The organism is Mucilaginibacter rigui (assembly GCF_014773275.1).
GTDB lineage: Bacteria > Bacteroidota > Bacteroidia > Sphingobacteriales > Sphingobacteriaceae > Mucilaginibacter > Mucilaginibacter rigui_A.
Genome location: NZ_JACWMW010000002.1, coordinates 712385 through 736466 on the forward strand (window position 1 = coordinate 712385; position 24082 = coordinate 736466).

Annotated in this window: 21 protein-coding genes; 9 read left to right on the top strand and 12 right to left on the bottom strand. The window is 43.7% G+C overall.

Annotated features, from left to right (window positions below; all coding sequences use genetic code 11):
• The first annotated feature begins 21 nt into the window (after window positions 1–21).
• From IDJ75_RS10300 to IDJ75_RS10320, 5 genes are all read left to right on the top strand, one after another.
• Window positions 22–1494, top strand: a complete 1473-nt coding sequence (locus tag IDJ75_RS10300; protein WP_191175535.1) for a RagB/SusD family nutrient uptake outer membrane protein — start codon at window positions 22–24, stop codon at window positions 1492–1494.
• Window positions 1495–1515: 21 nt separating this feature from the next.
• Window positions 1516–2349 carry a LamG domain-containing protein gene (locus IDJ75_RS10305; protein ID WP_191175536.1) on the top strand — a complete coding sequence of 278 codons (834 nt, stop codon included), beginning with the start codon at window positions 1516–1518 and terminating at the stop codon, window positions 2347–2349.
• A 97-nt stretch (window positions 2350–2446) separates the two neighbouring features.
• Window positions 2447–4120 (top strand): glucoamylase family protein, encoded by a 1674-nt coding sequence (locus IDJ75_RS10310; RefSeq protein WP_191175537.1) that lies wholly within the window; start codon window positions 2447–2449, stop codon window positions 4118–4120.
• A gap of 53 nt (window positions 4121–4173) precedes the next feature.
• A complete protein-coding gene (locus tag IDJ75_RS10315; RefSeq protein ID WP_224746557.1) occupies window positions 4174–5523 on the top strand; it encodes a glucoamylase family protein in 1350 nt (449 codons plus the stop codon).
• Window positions 5524–5641: 118 nt separating this feature from the next.
• A complete protein-coding gene (locus IDJ75_RS10320; protein ID WP_191175538.1) occupies window positions 5642–6442 on the top strand; it encodes a carboxylesterase family protein in 801 nt (266 codons plus the stop codon).
• A 53-nt stretch (window positions 6443–6495) separates the two neighbouring features.
• Here IDJ75_RS10320 and IDJ75_RS10325 read toward each other — a convergent pair whose 3' ends face one another.
• From IDJ75_RS10325 to IDJ75_RS10345, 5 genes are all read right to left on the bottom strand, one after another.
• Entirely contained in the window at window positions 6496–7026 is a 531-nt protein-coding gene (locus IDJ75_RS10325; RefSeq protein WP_191175539.1) for a hypothetical protein, read from the bottom strand.
• Window positions 7027–7165: 139 nt separating this feature from the next.
• Window positions 7166–7798: a response regulator transcription factor gene (locus IDJ75_RS10330; RefSeq protein ID WP_191175540.1), complete on the bottom strand. Its 633-nt coding sequence runs from the start codon at window positions 7796–7798 to the stop codon at window positions 7166–7168.
• Window positions 7799–7979: 181 nt separating this feature from the next.
• Window positions 7980–9044: an SGNH/GDSL hydrolase family protein gene (locus IDJ75_RS10335; RefSeq protein ID WP_191175541.1), complete on the bottom strand. Its 1065-nt coding sequence runs from the start codon at window positions 9042–9044 to the stop codon at window positions 7980–7982.
• A 138-nt stretch (window positions 9045–9182) separates the two neighbouring features.
• Entirely contained in the window at window positions 9183–10277 is a 1095-nt protein-coding gene (locus IDJ75_RS10340; protein WP_191175542.1) for a DUF6515 family protein, read from the bottom strand.
• Window positions 10278–10416: 139 nt separating this feature from the next.
• Window positions 10417–10986 carry a thiamine pyrophosphokinase gene (locus IDJ75_RS10345; RefSeq protein ID WP_191175543.1) on the bottom strand — a complete coding sequence of 190 codons (570 nt, stop codon included), beginning with the start codon at window positions 10984–10986 and terminating at the stop codon, window positions 10417–10419.
• 82 nt (window positions 10987–11068) lie between these two features.
• On the opposite strand from IDJ75_RS10345, the gene dinB reads away from it, so the two are divergent.
• On the top strand, window positions 11069–12175 hold the full coding sequence (gene dinB / locus IDJ75_RS10350) for a DNA polymerase IV (protein ID WP_191175544.1): 1107 nt from the start codon (window positions 11069–11071) through the stop codon (window positions 12173–12175).
• Window positions 12176–12824: 649 nt separating this feature from the next.
• The gene (locus IDJ75_RS10355) at window positions 12825–14132 is read left to right on the top strand and encodes an ammonium transporter (RefSeq protein WP_191175545.1); all 1308 of its coding nucleotides are present in this window, start codon (window positions 12825–12827) and stop codon (window positions 14130–14132) included.
• Window positions 14133–14262: 130 nt separating this feature from the next.
• Here IDJ75_RS10355 and IDJ75_RS10360 read toward each other — a convergent pair whose 3' ends face one another.
• Window positions 14263–15276, bottom strand: coding sequence for a dipeptide epimerase (locus IDJ75_RS10360; protein ID WP_191175546.1), 1014 nt, complete (start codon window positions 15274–15276; stop codon window positions 14263–14265).
• 54 nt (window positions 15277–15330) lie between these two features.
• On the opposite strand from IDJ75_RS10360, the gene IDJ75_RS10365 reads away from it, so the two are divergent.
• Window positions 15331–16320 (top strand): hypothetical protein, encoded by a 990-nt coding sequence (locus IDJ75_RS10365; protein ID WP_191175547.1) that lies wholly within the window; start codon window positions 15331–15333, stop codon window positions 16318–16320.
• Here the strand turns inward: IDJ75_RS10365 and IDJ75_RS10370 are convergent.
• From IDJ75_RS10370 to IDJ75_RS10385, 4 genes are read right to left on the bottom strand one after another with little or no spacing between them, the layout of a single operon-like run.
• A complete protein-coding gene (locus IDJ75_RS10370) occupies window positions 16301–16921 on the bottom strand; it encodes a rhomboid family intramembrane serine protease (protein WP_191175548.1) in 621 nt (206 codons plus the stop codon). The genes IDJ75_RS10365 and IDJ75_RS10370 overlap by 20 nt on opposite strands.
• Window positions 16918–18660, bottom strand: a complete 1743-nt coding sequence (locus tag IDJ75_RS10375; RefSeq protein ID WP_191175549.1) for a M14 family zinc carboxypeptidase — start codon at window positions 18658–18660, stop codon at window positions 16918–16920. Before IDJ75_RS10375 ends, IDJ75_RS10370 begins: the two co-directional genes overlap by 4 nt.
• 4 nt (window positions 18661–18664) lie before the next feature.
• Window positions 18665–19015: an MmcQ/YjbR family DNA-binding protein gene (locus IDJ75_RS10380; protein ID WP_191175550.1), complete on the bottom strand. Its 351-nt coding sequence runs from the start codon at window positions 19013–19015 to the stop codon at window positions 18665–18667.
• Between the two features lies 1 nt (window position 19016).
• Entirely contained in the window at window positions 19017–19739 is a 723-nt protein-coding gene (locus tag IDJ75_RS10385) for a hypothetical protein (protein WP_191175551.1), read from the bottom strand.
• Between the two features lie 86 nt (window positions 19740–19825).
• Here IDJ75_RS10385 and pepT point away from each other — a divergent pair, with 86 nt between their 5' ends.
• Window positions 19826–21079: a peptidase T gene (gene pepT, locus IDJ75_RS10390; RefSeq protein ID WP_191175552.1), complete on the top strand. Its 1254-nt coding sequence runs from the start codon at window positions 19826–19828 to the stop codon at window positions 21077–21079.
• Between the two features lie 289 nt (window positions 21080–21368).
• Here the strand turns inward: pepT and hflX are convergent, their stop codons facing one another.
• A complete protein-coding gene (gene hflX / locus IDJ75_RS10395; RefSeq protein ID WP_191175553.1) occupies window positions 21369–22553 on the bottom strand; it encodes a GTPase HflX in 1185 nt (394 codons plus the stop codon).
• Window positions 22554–22625: 72 nt separating this feature from the next.
• The gene (locus tag IDJ75_RS10400) at window positions 22626–24035 is read right to left on the bottom strand and encodes an ATP-dependent DNA helicase (RefSeq protein ID WP_191175554.1); all 1410 of its coding nucleotides are present in this window, start codon (window positions 24033–24035) and stop codon (window positions 22626–22628) included.
• Window positions 24036–24082: the final 47 nt, after the last annotated feature.

Below are 24082 nucleotides of genomic sequence, written 5' to 3' on the forward strand. Positions count from 1 at the left end.
CAATTAAAAATATTTAAAGTCATGTTTATAAAAAACTTTAAAAGTACACTTACTTTAAGTACGTGTGCAGCACTGCTGGTAGTATCACAGGGATGCAAAAAAAGCTTCCTTGATGTGCCGCCACAAGGGCAGCAGCCAAGCCAGGAATTCTTTAAAACCCAGGATGACGCTACAAAAGCAGTAAACTCTATATATGCCAACTTACGTGCATGGAACAACACAGCTTTTGCCCCTATGGCAATTGAAAGCTTAGGGTCTGATGAGGCTGAAAAAGGAAGTACACCTGCAGATGCTTCATACATGAATGCATTTGATAATTTTACCGTAACTGCAACAGAAGGCCAGATCCAGGACTTTTGGAACGGTGAATATCAAGACATACAGCTATGTAACCAGGTGTTGGATAATGTGCCCAACATCTCTATGGACGCGAGTCTTAAAAACCGTTATTTAGCGGAAGCAAAATTTGTACGCGCTTACGCATACTTTAGGCTGGTACGTGCTTTTGGCGATGTGCCGTTGCGTTTACATTTACCGAAGGATGCCAGCGAATATAATCTTCCGCGCACACCTAAGGCAGATGTTTGGGCAGCTATTGAAGCAGATTTAACTGATGCTGCTGCAGTTTTACCACAAAGTTACGGCTCAAATGATATTGGCCGTGCTACAAAAGGTGCTGCATTAGCGTTACATGCAAAAGCTGCTATGTATCAGAAAAAATGGGATTTGGTTTTAAGCCTAACCAATACAGTTAAAGGCCTTGGTTATACTTTGTTCCCTAATTTTGAAGAATCCTTCAGGATACCTAATGAGAATAATTCAGAATCGGTTTTTGAAATACAGGCCCAAAGTTTAGGCGGAGGTGCTGCAACAAGCCAGTATTCGCAAATACAAGGTGTACCGGGTAACCTTAACCTGGGTTGGGGCTTTAATACGCCTACAGAGGCATTAGTTGCCGCATTTGAGCCTGGCGACCCACGTATGGACGCTACTATCATCTTCAGAGGCGAAACTACCCCACAGGGCGATGCTATTGAAATATCTGGGCCAAACCCAAGGTATAATCAAAAATCGTATGTTCCTAAAAGCTATCCTTTTATCCAAAACCAGGGCGAGGACCAAAACGTAAGAGTTTTGCGCTATGCCGAAGTATTATTAATGAATGCTGAAGCCGCTAATGAAACCGGAGATCCGACAACAGCATTAGCCGACCTGGAATTGGTTAGGGCGCGTGCACGTGGTGGAAATAACGCTATCTTACCTAAAATAACCACTACAGATCAAATTGCCCTGCGTACTGCCATATGGCACGAGCGCCAGGTAGAGTTAGCCATGGAGTTTGACCGTTATTTTGATGTTATACGCCAGGGCCGCGCACAAACCATATTTGGCCCTAAAGGCTGGAAACCAAACAAAAATGAAGTTTGGCCAATCCCTCAAAATGAGATCGACCTGTCGGCAGGTGTATTAATCCAAAATCCAGGTTATAATTAATTATTATTAATACTTAATGTTATGAGAAAACCAAATCTATATATATTGATGGCTGCACTTGTTAGTGCAGGCCTTTCATCATGCCAAAAAAAGTTTGACCCGGCAACTTATGCGCCTGCCTTAGATATTAATGGCTACACAGCAGCAAGCCAGGTTGCCAAAGAAAACTTAGTTGCCTATTGGGCTTTTGACGGAGGCCTGGTTGATAGCGTATCAAACACCTCGGGCACCGCAACAGGAACTACCTTTGCCACTGGTATTAAACGCGATGCAATGCAAGGTGCTTTAAATAGTTACGTAATAACTGCTCCATCATCGGATGTAACTAATCTTAAAAGTTTTACCCTTACCGAATGGATAAACACACCGCCGCCATCAGTGGGTATTATACCTATATTCTCGCTTGCTAATAAAACGGGCTTTTGGGGTAATATTGAGTTTTTCTTTGAAAACGGAAGTACAAATGATAATGGATTATTACGTTTCCATTTATTTAACGGAACCGATGACAAGGCACTGGAAGTAAATGGCGTAAAAAACCTGTTCAATAAATTTGTAAACATTGCGTTTTCTTACGATGCTACCACATCAAATTGCAAAATTTATGTAAACGGTTCAAGGATTTTTAGCGGTGCGTTCCCGGGTGTAACAGGCCCTTTAAATTTTAAAGACCAGGGTAATATTGTTTTTGGCGCACCACAATTCATGACCACTCCCAGCCAAACATCAAGCCATGGCGCTGAAGGTTGGGCAAGTTTTATGCCTGGTAAATTAGATGAAGTAAGAATTTATAACAAAGCGTTATCCGACATAGAAGTTGGCTCTATTGCCAAACTCGAAGGTCGCGGAAAGTAAACATTTGATTGAGTATGAGGTTGCCTGGCGTATGCCGGGCAGCCTCTTTTTTTGAAATTTAGTTTGCAGGTATTTGCTTGCTCAAATAATATTGTTGATGAAAGATTTAAAGATTTTTGCCACGCTGGGTTTATTTACGTTGTTTTTTGCCTGTAGCAAAAGCGGCACCACGCCAACCCCGGTTACCCCACCTGTTACCCCGCCTGCATCATTTAGTTTTAATGCGCTAAAAGTGAACGGGCTTAACAATGGGTTTAATTACACCAACATAAATAAAACCCCGGTTATTAAAATCAGTTTTTCAAAAGCACTTAGCAAAGCATCTGTTGGCACTGCCATTCTTATTAAGGATAAAGCCGGTGCCAAAGTAAACTATACTACTACATACGAAGATAACGATAACACTATTGTAATTAAACCTACGCTGGCTGTTATTTCCAAATACACAGTTGATGTAACCACCGGCCTTAAATCAACAGATAATGGCAACCTGCAATCGGCATTAACCATTAACCTGACTACCGGTATAGATTCGACAGATAAGTTCACCGCTATATCAGACAACCAACTGCTTGACCTGGTGCAGAAACAAACTTTGAAATACTTTTATGATTTTGGACATCCGGTAAGTGGACTGGCTTTAGAGCGTAATACATCAGGCGATGTGGTAACTACAGGCGGTTCGGGTTTTGGTATTATGGCTATGGTAGTTGGCGTTAACCGCAACTTTATAACTCGTGCCGAAGGCCTTGCACGCCTGCAGAAAATTGTAGGTTTCTTAAAAAACAAAGCTGTTACATTTCATGGAGCATTCCCGCATTGGTTAAATGGTACATCAGGTGCCGTACAGCCATTTAGCGCGCAGGATAACGGTGCCGACCTGATCGAAACATCATTCCTGATGGAAGGGCTATTAACCGCACGCCAGTATTTTAACGGCGCTGGTGCTGATGAAACTGCCTTGAGGGCCGATATAACAACCCTTTATAATAATGTGGAGTGGGACTGGTTTAGGCAAGGCAACCAAAATGTACTTTACTGGCACTGGAGCCCAAGCAACGGCTGGGCTATCAACATGAAAATTAGCGGCTGGAACGAGGGTTTGATAGCGTATGTATTAGCGGCCTCATCAACCACGCACAGTATACCTAAAATTGTTTATGATAATGGCTGGGCGGGTAATGGCAGTATGAAAAATGGTGCAACCTATTACGGGGTAAAATTGCCTTTAGGCCCGGCACAAGGTGGCCCGTTATTTTTCGCGCATTACTCGTTTTTGGGTATTAACCCTACTGGTTTGGCCGATGCTTACGCAAATTATGAAGACCAAAACAAAGCGCACGCTCAAATTAATTATAATTACTGTGTTGCAAACCCCAAAAACTATTATGGCTACGGTGCCGATAGTTGGGGCTTAACTGCAAGCGATATTGAAGGCGGCTATACCGCAAGTTCGCCAACAAATGATGTTGGGGTAATTGCACCTACAGCGGCTATATCATCAATGCCTTATACGCCAACGCAATCAATGGCGGCGTTAAAGTTCATGTATTATAAATTGGGCGACAAAATGTGGGGGCCCTATGGTTTTTATGACGCATATAACTTGAACAATCCATGGTTTGCCAATTCATACCTGGCTATTGATCAGGGGCCAATTGTGGTAATGATAGAGAATTACAGGAGCGGCCTGCTTTGGAATTTGTTTATGAGCTGCCCTGAAATAAAAACAGGCATGAAGGGACTGGGCTTTACAGGGCCATCATTATAAAAACACCTTAAGTAAGGTGCCGCTTGACTTTTAATTATCATATAACCACACTCATGAAAAAAATATTACTCTGTGCCATTATGTCAATAGCATCTGCTTACTGCATGGCGCAAAAAACGGCTAAAGCCGCTGATGGCATAAAACCGGTAGGCATCATCAAAAACCTAAGCGACAGCGCCCTTTTGGATGTGGTGCAGCGCCAAACATTCCGTTACTTTTGGGATTTTGGGCACCCTGTTAGCGGCCTTGCCCGCGAGCGCAGCAATAAATCATTTGATTATGGTGATGAAGTGGTAACCACAGGTGGTTCGGGCTTTGGCATTATGGCCATGATAGCTGCCGATCACCGCAAATTCATAACGCATGAGCAATCTGTGGACAGGATGGTTAAAATTGTTGATTTCCTGTTTAAGGCCGATGCTTACCACGGTGTGTTTCCGCATTGGCTAAACGGCGAAACTGGCAAAACCATCCGCTTTGGCCGCAAGGATGATGGCGGCGACCTGGTGGAGACGGCATACCTGCTGCAAGGCCTAATATGTGCCAAACAATACTATACCGCCGATACACCAAAAGAACGCCGCATACGCGATGTGATCAGTTGGATATGGGGCGAGGTAGAGTGGAACTGGTACACCCGCGATGGCCGCGACAACCTGTACTGGCACTGGAGCCCAAATAACGGCTGGGCCATGAATTTCCCTATCAGAGGATTTAACGAGTGCCTGATCACCTACATACTTGCCGCATCTGCCGACCGCTACCCGGTTAGTGCCGATGTATACCACCGGGGCTGGGCACAAAGCGACTTTTTTAAAAATGGCCATACTTACTATGGCTATAAGTTACCGCTGGGTTTCCCGTATGGTGGCCCGCTGTTCTTCTCGCAATATTCATTCCTGGGCTTAAATCCTAAGGGGCTAAAAGACCGCTATGCCGATTATTGGGAACAAAACCTTAACCACACCCTAATTAACCATGCTTATTGTGTTGATAACCCTAAAAAGTTTAAAGGTTACGGCGAAAACTCATGGGGCTTAACCGCCAGCGATAACTACGAAGGTTATAACGCCCATTCGCCGGATAACGACCTGGGGGTTATAACGCCAACCGCCGCTTTATCAGCGTTTCCGTATACACCAGAATATTCAATGAAAGCGCTGCGCCACTTTTATTACGACCTGGGCGATAAGATATGGGGCGAATATGGTTTTACCGATGCCTTTAGCGAATCGCACGATTGGTACGCTAAATCATACCTGGCTATTGACCAGGGGCCAATTGTGGTAATGATAGAGAACTACAGGAGCGGCCTGCTCTGGAAATTGTTTATGAGCGCACCCGAAGTACAAAACGGGTTAAAAAAGCTTGATTTTCAGAGCCCCGCTATCGCGAAGAAATAGACTGAAGTGTAGGGGTTGGATGTAACGATAGTACCGATCCCGGAAAATAAATTTAATGAAGTGAATTGAAAGGCGTTAATTTACGTTAAGTAGTTTTACCAAATTAAACTTATAACACATGACGATCAAAAAAGTAAGAATATTGGCAATGCTGGGTATCATGTACCTGGCATTGCCTTTTTTAGTACAGGCGCAAACCAATTCCGCGTTTGATAGGGGCTCGTACATCAATAAAACCGATACGTTGGCCTACCGTATTTTATTTCCTAAAAAGTTCGACCCATCAAAAAAATATCCATTGATCATGGTACTGCATGGCGCAGGCGAACGTGGTAATGATAACGAAGCGCAGCTTAAATATGGCCCAAAATTGTTCCTGAACGATACTATCCGCCAAAATTATCCCGCAATAGTGGTTTTTCCGCAATGCCCTAATAACAGTTTTTGGGCAAACGTTAAAATAGAGCAAAACGCAGCCGGAAAATTTATCTTTAATTTCCAGGAGGGCGGCGAGCCTACTACAGCTATGCATGCTTTGCTTGGCCTGGTTGACCAAATGCTTGATAAACCCTTTGTGAATAAAAAGCAGGTTTACATTGGCGGCCTTTCAATGGGTGGCATGGGTACGTTTGAAATATTACGCCGCAAGCCCAATACTTTTGCAGCAGCCTTTGCCATTTGCGGCGGCGATAACACTAACAATGTTACTAAGTATGCAAAAAAGGTGCCTTTGTGGATCTTTCACGGCCAAAAGGATAGCGTAGTGCCGTTTGATCATTCGCAGGTGGTGGTTGATGCTTTGAAAGCAGCAGGCGCCGACCCTAAATTCACTATTTACCCTAATGATGATCATAACAGTTGGGACGATGCCTTTGCAGAACCACAGCTTATACCCTGGCTTTTCGCGCACAGTAAATAATAAAAAAGCGGCGCCCATACAGGTGCCGCTTTTTTGTTGAGATTTAGCTGATGTTATCTCTTATTTAAAGTCCCTGTGAATTTACCTTGTTCAACAAATGCCTCTTTGCCTGCACTGTTATGTGCCACTATGTAAAATTCACCCTCGGCCTCGGTAGCAGTTAGTTTGGTTATCTTAACCTCGCCACCGCCTGTCATGCCGCCTGTTGCAGGTAAGTCTGTACTGTATGCGCCCTCGCCTGTTGCGGTTTTATAATCTTTTAGCATAATGGCGCCATTGCCTTCATTGTTGCCCTGGTCTAATTTATAGGTGCCGGTTGCTGTTACATTTCCCAGTACAATAGATATCGACTCGTTGCTGCCATCCTTAATTGCGCTCAGTGTCCAAACTGTACCTACCTGTACAATACCGGCTTTGGTACTTTTAAATGATGCGCCTGCCGTGCCGTCGAACCCGTAATTGCTTGCAGTAACGGTAGCTGCGCCCGCAACATTTTCCTCTTTTTTTGAATCGTCCTTTTTGCATGAGATGCCTGTTACGGCAATTAGCATTGTTATTATAAATGCCCCTTTAATTCTTTTCATCGTTTTACTGTTTAAGTGTTTTGTTTATTTAAAACAAAGTTGCTTAAAGCGTCAGTTTGGTACAATCGCGTGAAAAGGGCATATTTATCTACGTACTAACCGCAAAAGTGGCATTATGGGGAATGGATGAATAGGAGTTTTAGATGATCTTACGTTCGTAAGCATATTTAAGCAGGCCAACAACAGTTTGGGTATTGGTTTTACGGAGAATGTTTTTGCGATGAGTTTCTACAGTGCGTTCGCTAATAAAAAGCATATCGGCAATTTGTTTATTACCAAAATCCTGTTCAATCATCCTGATGATCTCTATCTCGCGGTCGGTAAGGCGCGATGATTCGTCCTGGTTGCGTTTAAACGATTTCATGAGTTGCAGGGTAATGTCCTGCCCAAAGTAATTCTGGCCTGATGCAACTTTGTTCAGGGCCTCTATCAGCTCCTGTTTGCCTGTGTTTTTAAGGATATAGCCAGATATTCCCGCGTCGATCATTTCGGCAACTACCTGGCTTTCGCTGAACATAGACAAGGCGATGACTTTGATATGGGGGTGTTTTTTTTTCACAAGGCGGGTAAGTTCAATACCGCTCATTTCGGGCATGCTTACATCTGTCAGCAATATATCCGTATTTACAGTGGCCAGTACATCAAGTGCCTGCAGGGCGCTGGTACTTTCGCCAACAATATCAAACCCTTCAATCGTATCAATTATCAGCCTAAGTCCGTCAATCACCATTTGGTGGTCATCTACAATAAAAATGTTTTTTACAGCTTGCATAAGGTTAGGGTATTAACAGTGTGTATTTAGGATAATGTGACACAACTAAATATACACCAAATAAAAATAATACTTTATTAAGGGTGTAAAAATACCGTCTTATACGTATTTATGGATGTGTATTCGCCTGATAAGGGTCTGAATTAAGAGGGGTAAATATCTTTCGATACCTATAATTAGGTTACCAGCCCTTTAAGGTTTTGATGTAGGCTGTAAGTTCTTGTGCAATAATAGCGTGTTCATTAGCATCGGGGTGGTTGTCGCAGCCGCTGTTAAAACTCCTGCTGAAAAAGAATTTGCTCACCTTCTTATCTCCTTGTTTATTTACTATTTGTACAATACCCGTAAGGTAGCGTTGAAGTACTGTGGTGAGTTGCTGATTGGCCATAGGGCTTGATAAACAAATGATACTTGCGTTTGCATACTTACTGCGTATGGTAGCAATTAATCGTACATATTCGCTGCAAAATTTAACAGAATCCTGCGGGCCATCATTTTGGCCCAGGCAAATAGTTACCACATCGGGCTGATATTGTTTAAAATTGTATTTGATCAAGTCGTTACGCAGATAAATCTTATCATAAACCTGGGGCAGCAGGATCTTCATATCGCAGCAACTGTGTACCAGGCCAATACCTGCAACCGCGGTTAACTGCCATTTGGCATTCAATGCCCGCGAGGTACGCGCGCCATAAGTAAGGTAGGCGTTATGCTGGTCGTACCATTGGCCTTTGCCACAAGGCACGTCTGAGGCATCAACACCGGCCCCGGCAGTAATAGAATCGCCAACGTATTCTATCATGCGTTTAGGCTGATGGGGCATCAAGAGCTTTTCGCATCGCAGGCCCACAAACTCCAGGTACCCCATGCCCGATTCTGTATCCTTGCAAATAAGCAGCGTATGGATGCCGTTGAATAATCCCTTTGCTATTTGAATGTTATTGGTTTTGCCGGTGGTTTGTATGCGCGTTGGTTTACCGTCTATTACCACTTGGATGTAGTTATGCGTTTTGCCATACATTTCTTCATCATTTATAAGCAATTCGCAGGTAGGGCCTTTAAACCGCGTTGTAATATATACCCCCGGCGACCAAAATTTTGGTTTTTGTGGATCCGTGAAATCAACCCGGCCGGTGTAAACAAAATGCCTGTTATCCGCTGTAAAGAATTTTATTTGTGGTGATGCTTTGCCTGATACGGTAATAGCCAGTATTGCAAGTAAGGTGGCGAACAGAGATTTTTTCATAGGTAACAGATCAGCATAAAATTACGCAACTATGGTAAGCCACACTAATACTTTTATAACAATTGGTTTAAAGTTTAGCGCACAAAAAAAAGGTGGGTGCTTTTCAGCATCCACCTTTTTATAATTATTAAATAAATATTAATTATTTGTATCGTCGTCAGGTTCGTCTGTTGATAAACCTACTACCTTGTAAACTTTGTTGTTATTACTGTCGCGTGTTTCCTGGAAATAGGTGCCATCGGGCGCAACATATAATTTTTCACCGTTCACTTTTATTTTACGGCTATCCTGTGGTAAAGTGGTTAAAACATCACCTATCTGGTAAGGCTGGTCGTATTCCTGTCCGTCTCCGCTGCCATCGCCTGTGTTCAGTTCGCCATCTTTACCGGCTACTTCGTATACTACGGTGCCATCATCTTTAGTTACCGCACGGTAATAAACACCGTTCGATTCGTAATACTGCTCGCCATTAATAGTAATAGCTTGTGCTTTTGAAGGCAACGCGTTTACTGCTGCGCCAACCGGTGGTTCAACTACTGTATATTGGTTATCATTATACTGGTAGTATAAGCCATCACTGTAGTAATATTGGTAATTGCCCCAATAAAAGGGATAATAACCAAAAGGTAATACGCCTATGCTAAAGCCGATACGCGGCGCGTAATAAGAGTTGTAATAACCACGGTAGTTATAATAGCCACGGTTAAAATAACGAGGGCTATAATAGCCACCCCTGTTATAACCGTACCCATAACGGCCATAGTTGCCGCCACGGTAAGCACCACGGCCGTACGTGCCACGATTGTAGTTGCCCATTGACGGGCGACCATTAACACCAACATTGCCGTTATAGGCATTGGTACGGCTACCGCCGAATGAACCCCTGCTACCCGGTATAGCCCCAACACTATTAGGGCGGTTAAAGCCACCTGAAGGCCTGCTTATACCTACACCGCTTGAGTTAGGGCGGCTAAAACCACCCGATGGACGGCTCATGCCTACACTGGGTGAAGGTGAAGAGGGCCTGCTAAACCCGCCGCCTGATGGACGACTAAAGCCACCACCACCGCCACCTGATGGACGGCTAAAGCCGCCACCACCGCCGCCACCACCTGATGGACGGCCGCCACCGCCACCACCTCTGCTGTGTTGCGCGTTGGCAGATAAGCCCATACCCAGGAACAACATTCCGCTTAGGGCTATAGTTACTAATTTTTTATATCCTGTTTTCATCTTGAAATTTATAATTGACCGGCGTATTATTGCTGGTGTATGTATATGACTAAGAAATATACCAACGGTTTAATTGATATTAAATTATTTAACAAAAAACGCGCCTTTAATTGCACTGTTTGTCAGGCGTGTATCCTAATTAAATATCTTCCGATATAAAAAGCAACTCATTATCAAATCTGAGGCTTATAAAACCATCATTGATCGTAACAAATTTGTTGCTGCCAATATTATTTAACCCGCTGGTTTGCAAGTTTAAATGTACAGAAAGGATCTGGAAATTCTCGCCGGCGGGCTTCCATTTGCTAAAGCCTGAATTTACCGCGTAAATTTTTTGATTGCCGCTGTATATTACAATGTTTATAAGAGGGGCAAATGCTGTAAAATCTGCCAGGTCTACGGTCTCGGCTACCACGTTAACGGCTTTGTAGTCGTTTTGGATAAGATATTTTAAGGCAGCCTCAGTTTGCGAAGTGCCGTTTTGTGGGATCTGCTTAACGTCGGATTGTATTTCCTCGTCAAGTGCATCAGCAATAATGATGTCTATCTTTATTTCGTATGCGTTTATTTGCTCGGCAACTAATGGAGTAGTGATAACTGTGGGGCTCCACTCCAGTAACTGGCCCAGTAATTCTTCCGAAAAATTATTGAGATTTAGCAGCAGCAGCGCCGGTTCCTGTTTTTCGCGTACAATATGGTGGGATGACATGATAATATATACCTGCGGATGAAACTAATTTTGCCAAAGGTAATTTAAATAAATAGTTTTAATATTCGTTAGATTGTTACAAGTGGAAGAAAAGGATAAACAGGTAAAGCGCAAAATAATCCATATTGATATGGACGCATTTTACGCATCTGTTGAGCAGCGCGATTTTCCCGAATACCGGGGCTTGCCCCTGGTGGTTGGCGGCCTGCCCGAAGGGCGTGGCGGTGTTGTTGCTACCGCCAGTTATGAGGCGCGCAAATTCGGCATTCGCTCGGCTATGTCATCCAAACAGGCGCTGCAGCTTTGCCCGCATGCCATATTTGTAAGGCCAAGGTTTGCGGCATATAAAGAAGTGTCACAAAAGATAAGGGAGATATTTGGGCGGTATACCGATCTGATAGAGCCCCTGTCGTTAGATGAAGCCTACCTTGATGTTACTGATGATAAACGGGATATAGGTTCGGCTATTGAGATAGCGCAGCAAATAAAGCAGGCTATTAAGGACGAACTTAATCTTACTGCATCAGCCGGGGTATCTGTCAATAAATTTGTGGCCAAGATCGCGTCGGATATTAAAAAGCCGGATGGTTTAACTTTTATTGGACCATCATCTATTGAAACCTTTATGGAGAACCTGCCGGTTGAGAAGTTTTACGGCGTGGGTAAAGTTACTGCCGATAAAATGAAAAAGCAGGGACTATTTACCGGAGCCGATCTGAAAAAACTTAGCCGGGATGAAATGATAAACCGCTTTGGTAAAGCAGGTGGTTTTTATTATAACATAGTGCGTGGTATTGACGACCGCGAAGTGCAGCCCCATCGCGAAACAAAATCTATGGGCGCCGAGGATACCTTTGCTTATGACCTTACCGGCGCCGATGAGATGCACGCCGAATTAGAAAAAATAGCCAAAACCGTACACGACCGTCTTTTGCGTTACCAGTTAAAAGGCCGTACCATTACCCTTAAAATAAAGTACAGCGATTTTAGGCAGATAACCCGCAGCCAGTCGCTGCCTAATTGTGTGAATGATATGGGCACCATTTTAAATATATCAAAAACGCTGCTGGCAACTACCGATATTGAAAATAGCCGCATCAGGCTACTTGGTATTACTGTTTCTAATTTTTTGCCGGCAGAAGTTAAGGTAAAAGCGCAATCAGATCAGCTTTCTTTGTTTGAGGATTGAAATAACTCTAAATTTTCTTTAGATTCCTTTTAAAAGTTCATCAAAATCGAAATTATATTCCCTTTTATTAAAAATAAGGTATTTTATTAACGTGAGGCCATTATTTTTTCGGTGCTATCCCGGCAAAACAATCCATTTTTTCATTTTTATTACGCTTTTTTAAAAAAAATAATAAAATTTCATTGTTTTTATTGACAATATGATTTTAATATTGTTATTTTAGCATATGCAATTGGCGAAAAATAAATATATTTCAATAAATTTATCCTTATTTAATAAGGTTTTTGAGATTATTTCAGCCTTTTCTTGTGAATTGTATTTGTTTTTGAGGGCTTGCGTATTAAAAACCCATATTAAGGAGGTGTTTTTATCAAATTTTACCATTTTTGGCTCTTGTAAATTCGGTAAAAACCCCAAAAAGCATCTTTCTCACTTAAATAAAGAACTAAACACCGCGACAGTTTATATATATCACAATTTAATTTATACAGCATCGGCTTACAGGTTGCACCCTGGGCCGACGCTGTATATGGAAAAAACATTTTGGCGAACTACGCGGGCCGGCAACTAATACCGGCACTTAAAAGATACTGACCTGAATAATACAACTATTAATTAACTAACTAAACTTTCCACTTAAACTAAAACAATGAAAAAAATTGTACCCTTTGGAATTCTCGTTATTGTGGTGATACTTGCGTTCATGTATCCGGGTAACGTTGCAGCTGCTAAACCGGCCACGACTTACAATGGTGCTGACATTGCCTGGATGCTGATCTCTACGGCACTTGTATTATTAATGACACCGGGCCTTGCCTTCTTTTATGGCGGTATGGTACGTAAAAAGAATGTTATCTCTACCATGTTGCAAAGCTTTGTTTGTATGGGCCTTATCACAATCATTTGGGTTGTATTTGGTTTCAGTATGGCATTTGGCGATGATATAGGCGGCCTGGGCTTAATTGGCAATCCTAAATCATTCTTCATGATGCAGAACACTTTAGGCGTTGCATGGTTAGGTGGTACCATCCCGGTTATTCTTTTCGCCATGTTCCAGTTAAAATTTGCGGTTATTACACCGGCGCTTATTACCGGGGCATTTGCAGAGCGTATCCGTTTCAATTCGTACTTAATTTTCATCACACTATTTATCATAGTGATCTATATCCCCCTTGCACACGCAACCTGGCACCCACAAGGTATCTTCTTTAAATATGGTGTGTTAGACTTTGCGGGTGGTACGGTTGTACACATGTCTGCAGGTTGGGCCGCATTGGCATCAGCATTATATCTTAAAAAACGTACCGGCGCCGAAGAAATTCACACCCCTGCACGTATCAGCTACGTAATATTAGGTACCGGCTTGCTATGGTTTGGCTGGTTTGGTTTCAACGCAGGTTCAGCATTAGGTGCCGGCGAGCTTGCAGCAACTGCACTGGCTACTACCACTACTGCATCTGCTGCTGCTGCCATGTCATGGATCTTCTTTGATATCCTGAGAGGTAAAAAACCATCTGCAATGGGCGCTTGTATAGGTGCTGTTGTAGGTTTGGTTGCTGTAACCCCTGCTGCGGGTTATATCACCGTATCAAGCTCGCTTATTGTGGGTATAGTTGCTGCGGTTGTAAGTAACCTGGTAGTTATCTGGAGAAGCAAAACCAATATCGACGATACTTTAGATGTATTCCCCTGCCATGGTGTAGGTGGTATGGTTGGTATGTTGATGACCGGTATCTTCGCAACCAAAGCGGTTAACAGCGCCGGTGCCGAAGGGTTAGCTTATGGCGAAACCACATTATTTGTAAAACACGTTGTTGCACTGGTTGCAGTATCGGTATTTGCTTTTGTAGGTGCATTTATCCTGCTTAAAGTTACCGACCTGATAAGCCCGCTGCGCGTTACTCCTGAAGAAGAGCTTGCAGGTTTGGACGTAACACAACACGACGAAGAACTATAATAACTGAACTATAACTGACTAACTAACTAAGAAGAAAAGGGGGTGCTGCGGCATCCCTTTTTTGATTTAAAACGTTCTTTTTAAGCCAGTGTCATTTCTCCTCGCTTCGCTTGTTCGAAATGACAGTTTGTTATAAAATATGTACCCCCAAGCCTGCCTCATTAAGCAACACCCATTTGCCATTAACCATCTCGGGGTTTTGATAAGGGTTATTAGTAGTAAGCAATGGTCCGTCCAGGTCGGCCCAATCGCATTGTGGGGCAAGCGCAGCGGCGGCGAGGGTAGCGCAGCTGGTTTCACTCATGCAGCCTATTAATATTTTCAGCCCCAGTTTGCGGGCTTTATTGATCATTTGGTGTGCCTCATACATCCCGGCCGATTTCATGAGTTTGATGTTGATGCCATGATAGACGCCTTTAGCTGCTTCAACATCTGCCAGGCGCTGTACCGCTTCATCGCCAATAATAGGGATGGGGCTGTGTTCGGTAAGCCAGGCGTTGCCATCTATATCGGTTTTTAGCATAGGTTGTTCTATCAGTTGTACACCCTGCTCTTTAAGCCAGTAGATCAGATCGAGGCTTTGCCGGCGATCTGTCCAGCCCTGGTTGGCATCCACATAAAGCGGCACATCGGTAACCGAGCGGATGGTTTGGATCAGTTCCTTATCGCTATCGCGGCCAAGCTTTACTTTTATAACTTTAAGGCCTTCAGCTCCTTTTACTTTTTGGATAATGACCTCTTCGGTATCTATACCAATGGTATAGCTGGTAACCGGCATTTTTGCGGGGGCGCTGCCTAATAGCTGCCAGCAGGGTTTGTTTTGCAGTTTGCCATCCAGGTCATGCAGGGCTATATCAATAGCGGCCTTAATGGCCGGCTGGCCGGGGGCTATACTATCCAGGTAATTGATAATGGCGGCAAAATCAAAAGGATACTTAAACTGGCTTACATCCACCTTGCTCAAAAACCCGGTGGCGCTTTGGTGGCTTTCGCCCATATAGGGCACCATTGATGCTTCGCCATAGCCCGTTTGGCCTTGGTGCGATATCTGAACCAGCATCAGCGGGGTTGATGTACGCGAGAACTTAGCAATGGTGAAAGTATGCTTCAGCAGTAATTCGTATGGTTGATAAGTAAGCTGCATGTCAAATATCAAAGCTAAAATTTTAGTGTTAAAATCCTGCTTATCTTTGCAGCCATGCCGGCAGAAATTTACGCACCGTTCGAAAAGTTTAATTTTAGCAATACCAAATGTTTCCTTACAGGGGATGCATTGCAAAGCGAGGAAGAAAAGATCCAGGTTTTTCCGCAATGGCTGATGAGCCTTTATAACCTCGAAGACCAGCCTTTTAAATTGCTCGACGAAAGCATTGCTACCTATAAAGACTTAAAGATCCCTTGCTCGGCGCGGGTAAATGATGAGTTTTTAGAACCACTTGAAAACGAGATAGCTGAAGCATTCGGCAAAGGGTACGAAGGTGTAAAAGCGTTGGATGAGCTAAAGCTTTTCCAGTGGACCAGCAAGCTTTTGTACGGCATTATCTTTAACGAGATCCAGTCGGGTATAAAAATGATGCATGCTCAGGGCGAGGAGTTTAACATTTCGCAGGCTATCATCCATAAATTCAGCCATCTGCACCTGATGCTGCAAAGTGTTAACCTGCCTATACAATTTGAAGAGTTTAAGCCTTATAGCCTGTTTTTATTTAAGGTAGATAACAAAGCCGAAGAATTTGGCTATCGCGATGAGATAAACACCCAAACATTTGCTTTGCGCATTAAGGATTTTGGTTTTGTGATGTGCCTGCAGGATAATGGTGCAAATGCAGGTTACCACCATAAAATTTACAGCCAGATAAAGGACGATACCCTGCACCCTATACAATTTGAAGAGTTTAGCGGCCGGGTATTTTACAGCAATTACCTTTTTAACCGCCTGCCCGAGTATAATATACTACCTGTTGGCGAGGATATTTATATTGAGGATATGCCCCTGCGCGGTATAAGCAGCAAACCTTTGTTTGATGAATGGCAAAACAAAACGTACGGGCAGGTATTAGAAAATTTCTGGAAAAACTGGGGCTTCCTGTTGTTAGAGATCATCAAAAATCCCGAAAAACCGGTAAGTTACCTGTTTGATGAAGCCGGGAACAAAATAAGCGCTGCTACTATTGCGCTGCCCCGGTAAACTGGCTCACAAATTCGTTAAAAATATTATGATGCAAAGCAAAGGTGATCACTATACCACTTAATGCGCCATAAAGGTGGGCGTCGTGGTTAACATTATCGCGCGCGTGCTTTGAGGCAAAGTGGCAATAAATAAGATACAAGCCTCCAAACACCCACGCCGGCATGGGTATAGGCAAAAATAGCAGGCTCATTTTTGCTGTAGGCGCAAACATAATAAAGCTAAACACCACCGCGCTTATAGCGCCCGAAGCACCCAGGCTGTTATACCAAATATCCTCTTTGTGCTTTTGGATAGAGGGCAGATCGCTTAAGATCAAACTAAGTACATACAGCACCCCAAACTGCCAGTGCCCTATTAAGCCTTCCAGCATAAAAGCAAAGAAATAATACGATAGCATATTAAAGAACAGGTGGTTCCAATCTTTATGGATAAGGCCGCTGGTTATAACGGTATAAACCCTTTGCCCACGCGATACACCGTAGGGGTTCAGTATAAAATTGCCGTATATGTTATGGTTTGAGAAGGCCATTAGCGAAATGGCCAGCGTTATTACAAATATAATGGAGGCCACAGGGGCGGCCAAAAAGATCTCTATCATTTTAAGTCGAGGTTAGTATTGGTTAACAGCCTGCCCACCGGGTAACGCATGAATGTTTTTTCGAAATAGGGCGAATTGCGGTACACCCAGTTTAACTGCGCGGCAGCGCTGGCTGCCATTTTAGGGTCGGCCGTTTTGGCATCATCAAGTTTCTTACGCAGGGCTGGGTCGTCTTTTAACATTTGGGCGGCAACATCTTCAAATACATAGTTAGAAAAATACTCTTTTTGGCCAAGCATGCTATCAAAAAAGTTCCAGGCAAAAAAGGAATCTACACCCTGTGGCTCTAAAGTTTCTACAATATAACGGTTAATGGGCTGGTTTACATATACCACGTAGTCGCCCTCATAAAAACGCACTTTGGTATCCACGGGGTTTAGCTGCACATTGCTGTGGATGTAATGCCCTTCGTATGGTTTCGCCGGTGTTTTGTAATCGCCAATATAGTACATCTGTAAACTCAGGGTGGTATCATGCGCCAGGCGGCTCATGGCAACCTTGTTTAGCTTAAACAGATCAATAACCCTACCCCATGCCTGCGGGATGATGTATGCAACGGGTTTATCGGCAGTAGCGCTTGCTTTATAGGTATTATAAAACTTTACTGTTTTGCTGTAAGGTTTGTTGCGGTCATAATACAGGCGTTTTAGGCCGCTCACATCGCTTGTTTTATATTCGGCAGCATAACCTTTAAAGGTGATGGTATCTACCTTGCTTTCATCTAAAGCCCAGTTTAAGGCGAAGGTTTTTTGTTTGCTTACTTCGGCATCAACCTGCTTTTTCATGGTGCCCAGCAGTTTGGCATCGCGCTGGCAAATGCTTATAAGGTGCTGCATAAAAGTATATGTAGCCCAAACCCTTTTGTCAAAAGGTTTCAACATATGTGTTTCCGTCATGTAACTGATAATGTTGTGCTGCGCCGCAAAACCAGTAGAAAAACGCGGCGTTTCCATAAAGCTAACAATGCCGCTATCGGGCAGGCCCTGCTCGCCGGCACCATATGGGATCATCTCAAAACCGCTTTTCTTCATGTTTTTGTACAGGTCGGCAGTAAGGGTTTTGGTGGTATAGTTGGCCAGTATAGGGTTTTGCTTATCCTTTTGTGTTTCTATCAAAGTCATTACGTATTGGTAATCGGCACCATCGCTGGTGTGGTTATCCAGTAAAACCTCCGGCTGCCAGGTGTTCAGGATCTGGGCGAAAGCCAGTGCGTTTTTACTGTCGCTTTTTATAAAATCGCGGTTAAGGTCCAGGTTACGGTAATTACCCCTGAAACCGTAAGCCCGCGGCCCGTTTTGGTTTACGCGCGACACCCCGCGGTTAATGCTGCCATCAATATTATAAAGCGCGATAAAGCAAAGCACTACATCTTTGGGTAACTGGTTATTTTTAAGCAGATCGCGCACCAGCATCATACTGGCATCAATGCCTTCGGGCTCGCCGGGGTGGATGCCGTTATTGATAAGCAGTACCCGCTTGTTTTGCTTTTTGATAAGGGTGGGGTCAAATACTTTGTCTTTTGATAATACCACAAGGGTTAAAGGCTTGCCAATGTCTGTTAAACCGTAATTGAACAGGCGCATTTGCGGTTGTTGTTTTGCCAGGTTTTTATAATATGCCACAACCTGCGCATAAGTAGCTGTATAATTCTTATCCTTACTTAGCTCAAACGGGGTTTGCTGCGCATAGCTTTGCAGGCAATAAAAAACGGAAAGTAGCAGGAAGATGTTTTTTTTCATAACATTATTCACCGGTTATCTCGGCCTGTAGTTTTTTAGGTAGGCTTTTTAATATCAGTTCATAAGAATGGTCTATCATATCGCGCAGCTGCTTATTGGTTAATGAGCCATCGGTGCGAACAGTGTTCCAGTGCTTTTTATTCATATGATAGCCGGGTGTAACCTCATTAAATTGCTCGCGCAGTTCTATAGCATATTCCGGGTCGCATTTTACATTAAAGCTTGGCTGGCCAAGGCTGGTTATCAAAAATATCTTTTCGCCAACTTTAAACACCAGGGTATCTTCGCCAAAAGGGAGCCCTTCGGTAGCAGCCGGTTTTGCCAGGCAGTAATCGCGTAGTTCTTCTATATTCACGTTAGTAACCCCTTATATCTTTATCATAAGAGCCTTCCCCGCCAAGGTTAACCTTAATGCCAACAGTTATTTGCCTGTATTGGTCAAGGGCATTATTTTTAAATTTTGTTGACGGGTCGCTATAACCATCCAGGCCTTCGCCAAAAGTAAGGTTATGCTGATAGCCAATATCCAGGCGGATGTTTGGCTGGTCGTAGGCATTATAAAACTTAAATTCATAGCCAAAGCGTAAAGGCACAATTAAATTAACGCCGCTATCTTTACCCGGAAAGGTATAAAGCGGGTTTGATCCTGCCTGGGTCCTGTTTACATCAACTTTGTTATAAATACCTCCCACGCCTGCACCCGCGTAAAAGTTTTTTACAATGTTTAAAAACATGTTACGTTCATAACTTATAACCTCGCCCAGCTGTACATCCATGTGGAGAATGAGTGCTTTGTAATTGTTTTCGTACCTGCGCAGATCTCTGTCAAGATCAACGGTGTTACCACCGCCGGATAGCTTGCCAAACTGAAACTCTAACCCAATTGGTACGTATGGGGTGTAAAAATAATTAGCAGTTATTGCGTATGATTTATTGTCGTATTCCTTCTTAAGGTCGGCATAAGGATGGTTTAAGCTTGCGCTGATACCAATACCGTAGGTTGCATAATTTAAACTCCCTTGTGCTTTGCCCTTATAAATAACCAATGTTAATACAATAAATAAAAGATACTTTTTCAATGAATTTTATGTTTGATATTTACAATTTAGCTGCCGGTTAAAAAACACATCCGTGCAAATAAATTTTTTACTAATATAAGCTTTCTATGGATTTTAATACATCGCTAAGTTTCACTGTTGCCGATAGGTTTTTAAGATATGTGAGGATCGATACCCAGTCGGATGCCGCATCGCCAACCACCCCTTCAACAGAAAAACAAAAAAACCTTGGGCAGCTGCTGGTGAGCGAACTTTTAGAGATCGGTGTTGCCGACGCGCATCTTGATGAATTTGGCTATGTATATGCCACTATACCGGCGAATAGTGATAAGAGAGGTGTCCCGGTGATATGTTTTTGCTCGCACATGGATACCGCGCCCGATTGCAGCGGGAAAGATGTAAAACCCCTTGTACATAAAAATTACACCGGTGCAGATATTATTTTGCCTGATGATAATACGCAGGTGATACGGATGCAGGACCATCCCGATTTGAAGAACCAGATTGGAAACGATATCATAACAGCATCAGGCAATACCCTGCTTGGGGCAGATAATAAAGCTGGTGTTGCAGAAATTATGGACGCCTGCTACCAGTTGATCAGCCACCCCGAAATTAAGCACGGAACGATAAAAATATTGTTCACTCCGGATGAGGAGATTGGCCGCGGGGTGGATAAGGCAGATATAGCCAAGATTGGTGCCTTTGCCTGTTACACCATGGATGGCGAAAGCGCGGGCAATATGGAGAATGAGACATTTAGTGCCGATGGTGCCAAACTGACCATAAATGGCGTAAGCGCCCACCCGGGTTTTGCCAGGGGTAAAATGGAAAGTGCCATTAAAATTGCCGGGCACATTATTGCAGCTTTGCCGGATAATTTATCGCCCGAGCATACCTCAGATATGCAGGGGTTTGTACACCCGGTAGACATTAACGGGCATGTAGAAACCGCTACCATTGATTTCATTATTCGCGATTTTGAGGATGAAAAACTTACTGAACACGCCAATGTTATCCGCCAGGTGGCGGATGATGTTTTAAAGCAATACCCAAACTCCACCTATACGTTAGAAACGCACGAGCAATATCGTAACATGAAACATGTGCTGGCGCAAAACCCGCAGATAGTTGATTACGGTATGGAAGCCATCCGCCGTGCCGGGCTTGATGCCAAACTTTGCAGCATCCGCGGCGGTACAGACGGCTCGCGCTTATCATTCATGGGCTTGCCCGCCCCCAATATTTTTGCGGGCGAACACGCATTTCATAGTAAGCAGGAATGGGTATCGGTGCAGGATATGCAAAAAGCGGTTGAAACCATTTTGCATTTATGCATGGTTTGGGAAGAGGAAGCTTAGCCCCCAACCCGCTGAAGGAGGAGCCGGAGGTTGAACTTTTTACTACTTCGTTAGGGGATCAGAATTTAATACGTAAAGGCGCTGATTATAAGGTAGATACGAGTTGTTTAAATTGCGAAAATCATCAAAATGCTGATTATGAGGCATATACAGGCGTTCATGGGCGTTCATGGCCGTGAACGTGAACACTTTGCACCTTTAAGGGCGTTTCGGGGCGTTTTAAGGGCGTTTTGAGGCGGTGCCGAGCGGGTATAAATAGCGCACGCAAGTCACCTTGCATACGCTATTCCTAATACAATAAGTTATCATACGGATATCTCTCCGTATGCACTTTCTTCACGTATTCGTAAAGCAATTCCCTAAACTCATCTACGTTTTCTTTTTCAGTGGCAGAGATAAATATAGCCGGGCTGTTGTTCTTGGCCATCCAGCTGTGTTTAAAATCATCCAGCGTTAATGCTTCTTCGGTTACGTCAATATGGTGCTGCTCGGGTACAAACGCGTCTATCTTGTTAAATACGGTAATCATTTGTTTATCAATGGCGCCCAGGTCTTTAAGGGTTTCATTAACCGTACGGATCTGGTCCTCAAAGCTTGGGTGGGAGATATCTACCACATGGATCAGTATATCCGCCTCGCGTACTTCATCCAGGGTAGATTTAAAGCACTCTACCAAATGGTGAGGCAACTTGCGGATGAAACCAACGGTATCCGATAACAGGAAAGGCACATTCTCGATCACCACTTTGCGCACGGTAGTATCCAGCGTTGCAAACAACTTGTTTTCGGCAAACACTTCAGATTTTGCCAGCATGTTCATGATGGTTGATTTACCCACGTTGGTATAACCAACTAATGCCACGCGGATCAGTTGCTGGCGGTTTTTGCGCTGGGTTTCGTTCTGGCGGTCTATCAGTTTCAATCGCTCCTTCAGCAACGAGATCTTGTTCAGGATCAAGCGCCTGTCCGTCTCAATTTGCGACTCGCCCGGGCCACGCATACCAATACCACCCTTTTGGCGCTCAAGGTGGGTCCAAAGGCGGGTTAGGCGGGGTAGTAAATATTGTAGCTGCGCCAGTTCTACCTGGGTCTTGGCCTGCGCGGTTTGCGCACGGTTGGCAAAAATATCAAGGATCAGGTTACTCCTGTCCAGGATCTTTACATTCAGTTCGCGCTCTATATTACGCAGTTGCGATGGTGTAAGCTCATCATCAAATACAACAATATCTATCTCTTCGGCAATAACATATTCTTTTATCTCATCCAGCTTACCGGTACCTACAAAGGTAGAGCGTTCCGGGCGCTGTAGTTTTTGAGTAAAGGTTTTCACGGTTAGGCCACCGGCGGTAGCCACCAAAAATTCCAGTTCTTCTAAATATTCTTTCTCGCGTTCTTCAGTTTCGTTTGGTGTAATAACACCAACCAAAACCACTGTCTCCTGCTTCACAGCAGTATCAAAAAACTTTGGCTTCATTTAAAAATGATTAACAATTAAAGTACAAAGGTAACAACATATATTTTGATGTTTTGTGCCGATTTATATCTATTACCTTATCCACCAGTTATTTTCAAGGTGTAGTTGCGTTCGGGCGCGGGTTATTGACGTGTACCACCATTTACAAAGTTCCAGCCTGTCCATACCATACATGCTTTTTTCCAAAAATAAAAATACGTTGTTCCATTCGCCGCCCTGGGCTTTGTGGCAGGTAACAGCATAGCCATAGGTTGCTTTGAGGCATCCCAAAAACTCATCCTGGCGCATGGCTTTGTTATACTCGGGCGAATTGGGTTCTATCTTTTTGCCCTGCATTCTAAAGCTAAAATCAACCATCAGCTCTTTGCTTTGGTCGTCGGTAAGGTTTCCTTTTATGTCATTAACCGAATCTAATGAGAGCATCAGCGTAAAATCAATTTCAGCCGAGATGGGCCTCACCTTTACCTTTTGAAACTTCATGCCCACCTTATTAACTATAGCACCCAGTTCGCGCACCTCCACAAAATCACCGTTAGATAGGGGGACGGTATAGTTATTTTGTGTAACCAGCAGTATCTCGCCAATTTGCAATGGCTTGTAGGCATCACCAAATAGCTCGTGGCGCATATCGCGGTTTATTTTTTGCACGGTTTTATTGCTGCGGGCAATGGCCAGCGTTTCATTAGCGCCGTGTTCCCGGTAATGTTTCAGGTATTGCGTAAACAGGTCGTCATTGGTTTGATGGAGTTTTACGTTGTTCAAATCAGCTGCCGGTAGCTTTGGGAAACGTTGCCATTCATTTTGCTGGCTCATATCGCGCACCGCGGTTGCCAGCCTCAATATATCATTGCCTGCGGTTACCCGCTCTATTTTTTGCAGGGTATAAGTTACGGCTACCCGGTTTTGCTTGGCCAGCCAGGCCATATCCAATGCCGGGCTATTGTTTTGCCCCACAGGAGGCAACTGGCATGGGTCGCCTACAAAAATGATCTTGTTATTGCCGGCCACCTTAAAAAAATCATCCAGCAAATTGCCTGAACCAAAGTTAGTGAACGATGCATTCTTTGGCGCTTCGCACGATAGCATGGACGATTCATCAACAATATAAACCCGCTTGCCTTCGTCTGCGGAGCGCACCATAAACTCCAGGCTCATCTGGTTACTATTTTCGGCAGCCTTGTCGTTCATGAAATGCTGTATGCCATCTACCTTACTAAAATTGTAAAGTTCTCCGTGTACTGTTTTGGTTTCGTAGCCGGTTTTGCCTTTTAAAACGGTAGCTGCCCTGCCGGTAGATGCCAACATGCAAAATTCCTGCTCGGTATCGGTAAGCATTTTGGCCAGGCGCTGCATCAGGAATGTTTTACCGGTGCCAGCATATCCTTTCAGCACAAAAACATTGGCAGCGGGGTGCTCCAAAAATTTCTCGATTGCCTTAAAAGCTGCTTTCTGTTCTGGGTTTAAAGTGATCTCGGCCGACATGCGCGGCTAATATATCGAAATTATATAAAAACTAAAAAAATTAGCAA

Coding starts and splice junctions, on each gene's coding strand:
- IDJ75_RS10300 (WP_191175535.1), top strand. CDS start 22: ATGTTTATAAAAAACTTTAAAAGTACACTTACTTTAAGTACGTGTGCA.
- IDJ75_RS10305 (WP_191175536.1), top strand. CDS start 1,516: ATGAGAAAACCAAATCTATATATATTGATGGCTGCACTTGTTAGTGCA.
- IDJ75_RS10310 (WP_191175537.1), top strand. CDS start 2,447: ATGAAAGATTTAAAGATTTTTGCCACGCTGGGTTTATTTACGTTGTTT.
- IDJ75_RS10315 (WP_224746557.1), top strand. CDS start 4,174: ATGAAAAAAATATTACTCTGTGCCATTATGTCAATAGCATCTGCTTAC.
- IDJ75_RS10320 (WP_191175538.1), top strand. CDS start 5,642: ATGACGATCAAAAAAGTAAGAATATTGGCAATGCTGGGTATCATGTAC.
- IDJ75_RS10325 (WP_191175539.1), bottom strand. CDS start 7,026: ATGAAAAGAATTAAAGGGGCATTTATAATAACAATGCTAATTGCCGTA.
- IDJ75_RS10330 (WP_191175540.1), bottom strand. CDS start 7,798: ATGCAAGCTGTAAAAAACATTTTTATTGTAGATGACCACCAAATGGTG.
- IDJ75_RS10335 (WP_191175541.1), bottom strand. CDS start 9,044: ATGAAAAAATCTCTGTTCGCCACCTTACTTGCAATACTGGCTATTACC.
- IDJ75_RS10340 (WP_191175542.1), bottom strand. CDS start 10,277: ATGAAAACAGGATATAAAAAATTAGTAACTATAGCCCTAAGCGGAATG.
- IDJ75_RS10345 (WP_191175543.1), bottom strand. CDS start 10,986: ATGTCATCCCACCATATTGTACGCGAAAAACAGGAACCGGCGCTGCTG.
- IDJ75_RS10355 (WP_191175545.1), top strand. CDS start 12,825: ATGAAAAAAATTGTACCCTTTGGAATTCTCGTTATTGTGGTGATACTT.
- IDJ75_RS10360 (WP_191175546.1), bottom strand. CDS start 15,276: ATGCAGCTTACTTATCAACCATACGAATTACTGCTGAAGCATACTTTC.
- IDJ75_RS10365 (WP_191175547.1), top strand. CDS start 15,331: ATGCCGGCAGAAATTTACGCACCGTTCGAAAAGTTTAATTTTAGCAAT.
- IDJ75_RS10370 (WP_191175548.1), bottom strand. CDS start 16,921: ATGATAGAGATCTTTTTGGCCGCCCCTGTGGCCTCCATTATATTTGTA.
- IDJ75_RS10375 (WP_191175549.1), bottom strand. CDS start 18,660: ATGAAAAAAAACATCTTCCTGCTACTTTCCGTTTTTTATTGCCTGCAA.
- pepT (WP_191175552.1), top strand. CDS start 19,826: ATGGATTTTAATACATCGCTAAGTTTCACTGTTGCCGATAGGTTTTTA.
- hflX (WP_191175553.1), bottom strand. CDS start 22,553: ATGAAGCCAAAGTTTTTTGATACTGCTGTGAAGCAGGAGACAGTGGTT.
- IDJ75_RS10400 (WP_191175554.1), bottom strand. CDS start 24,035: ATGTCGGCCGAGATCACTTTAAACCCAGAACAGAAAGCAGCTTTTAAG.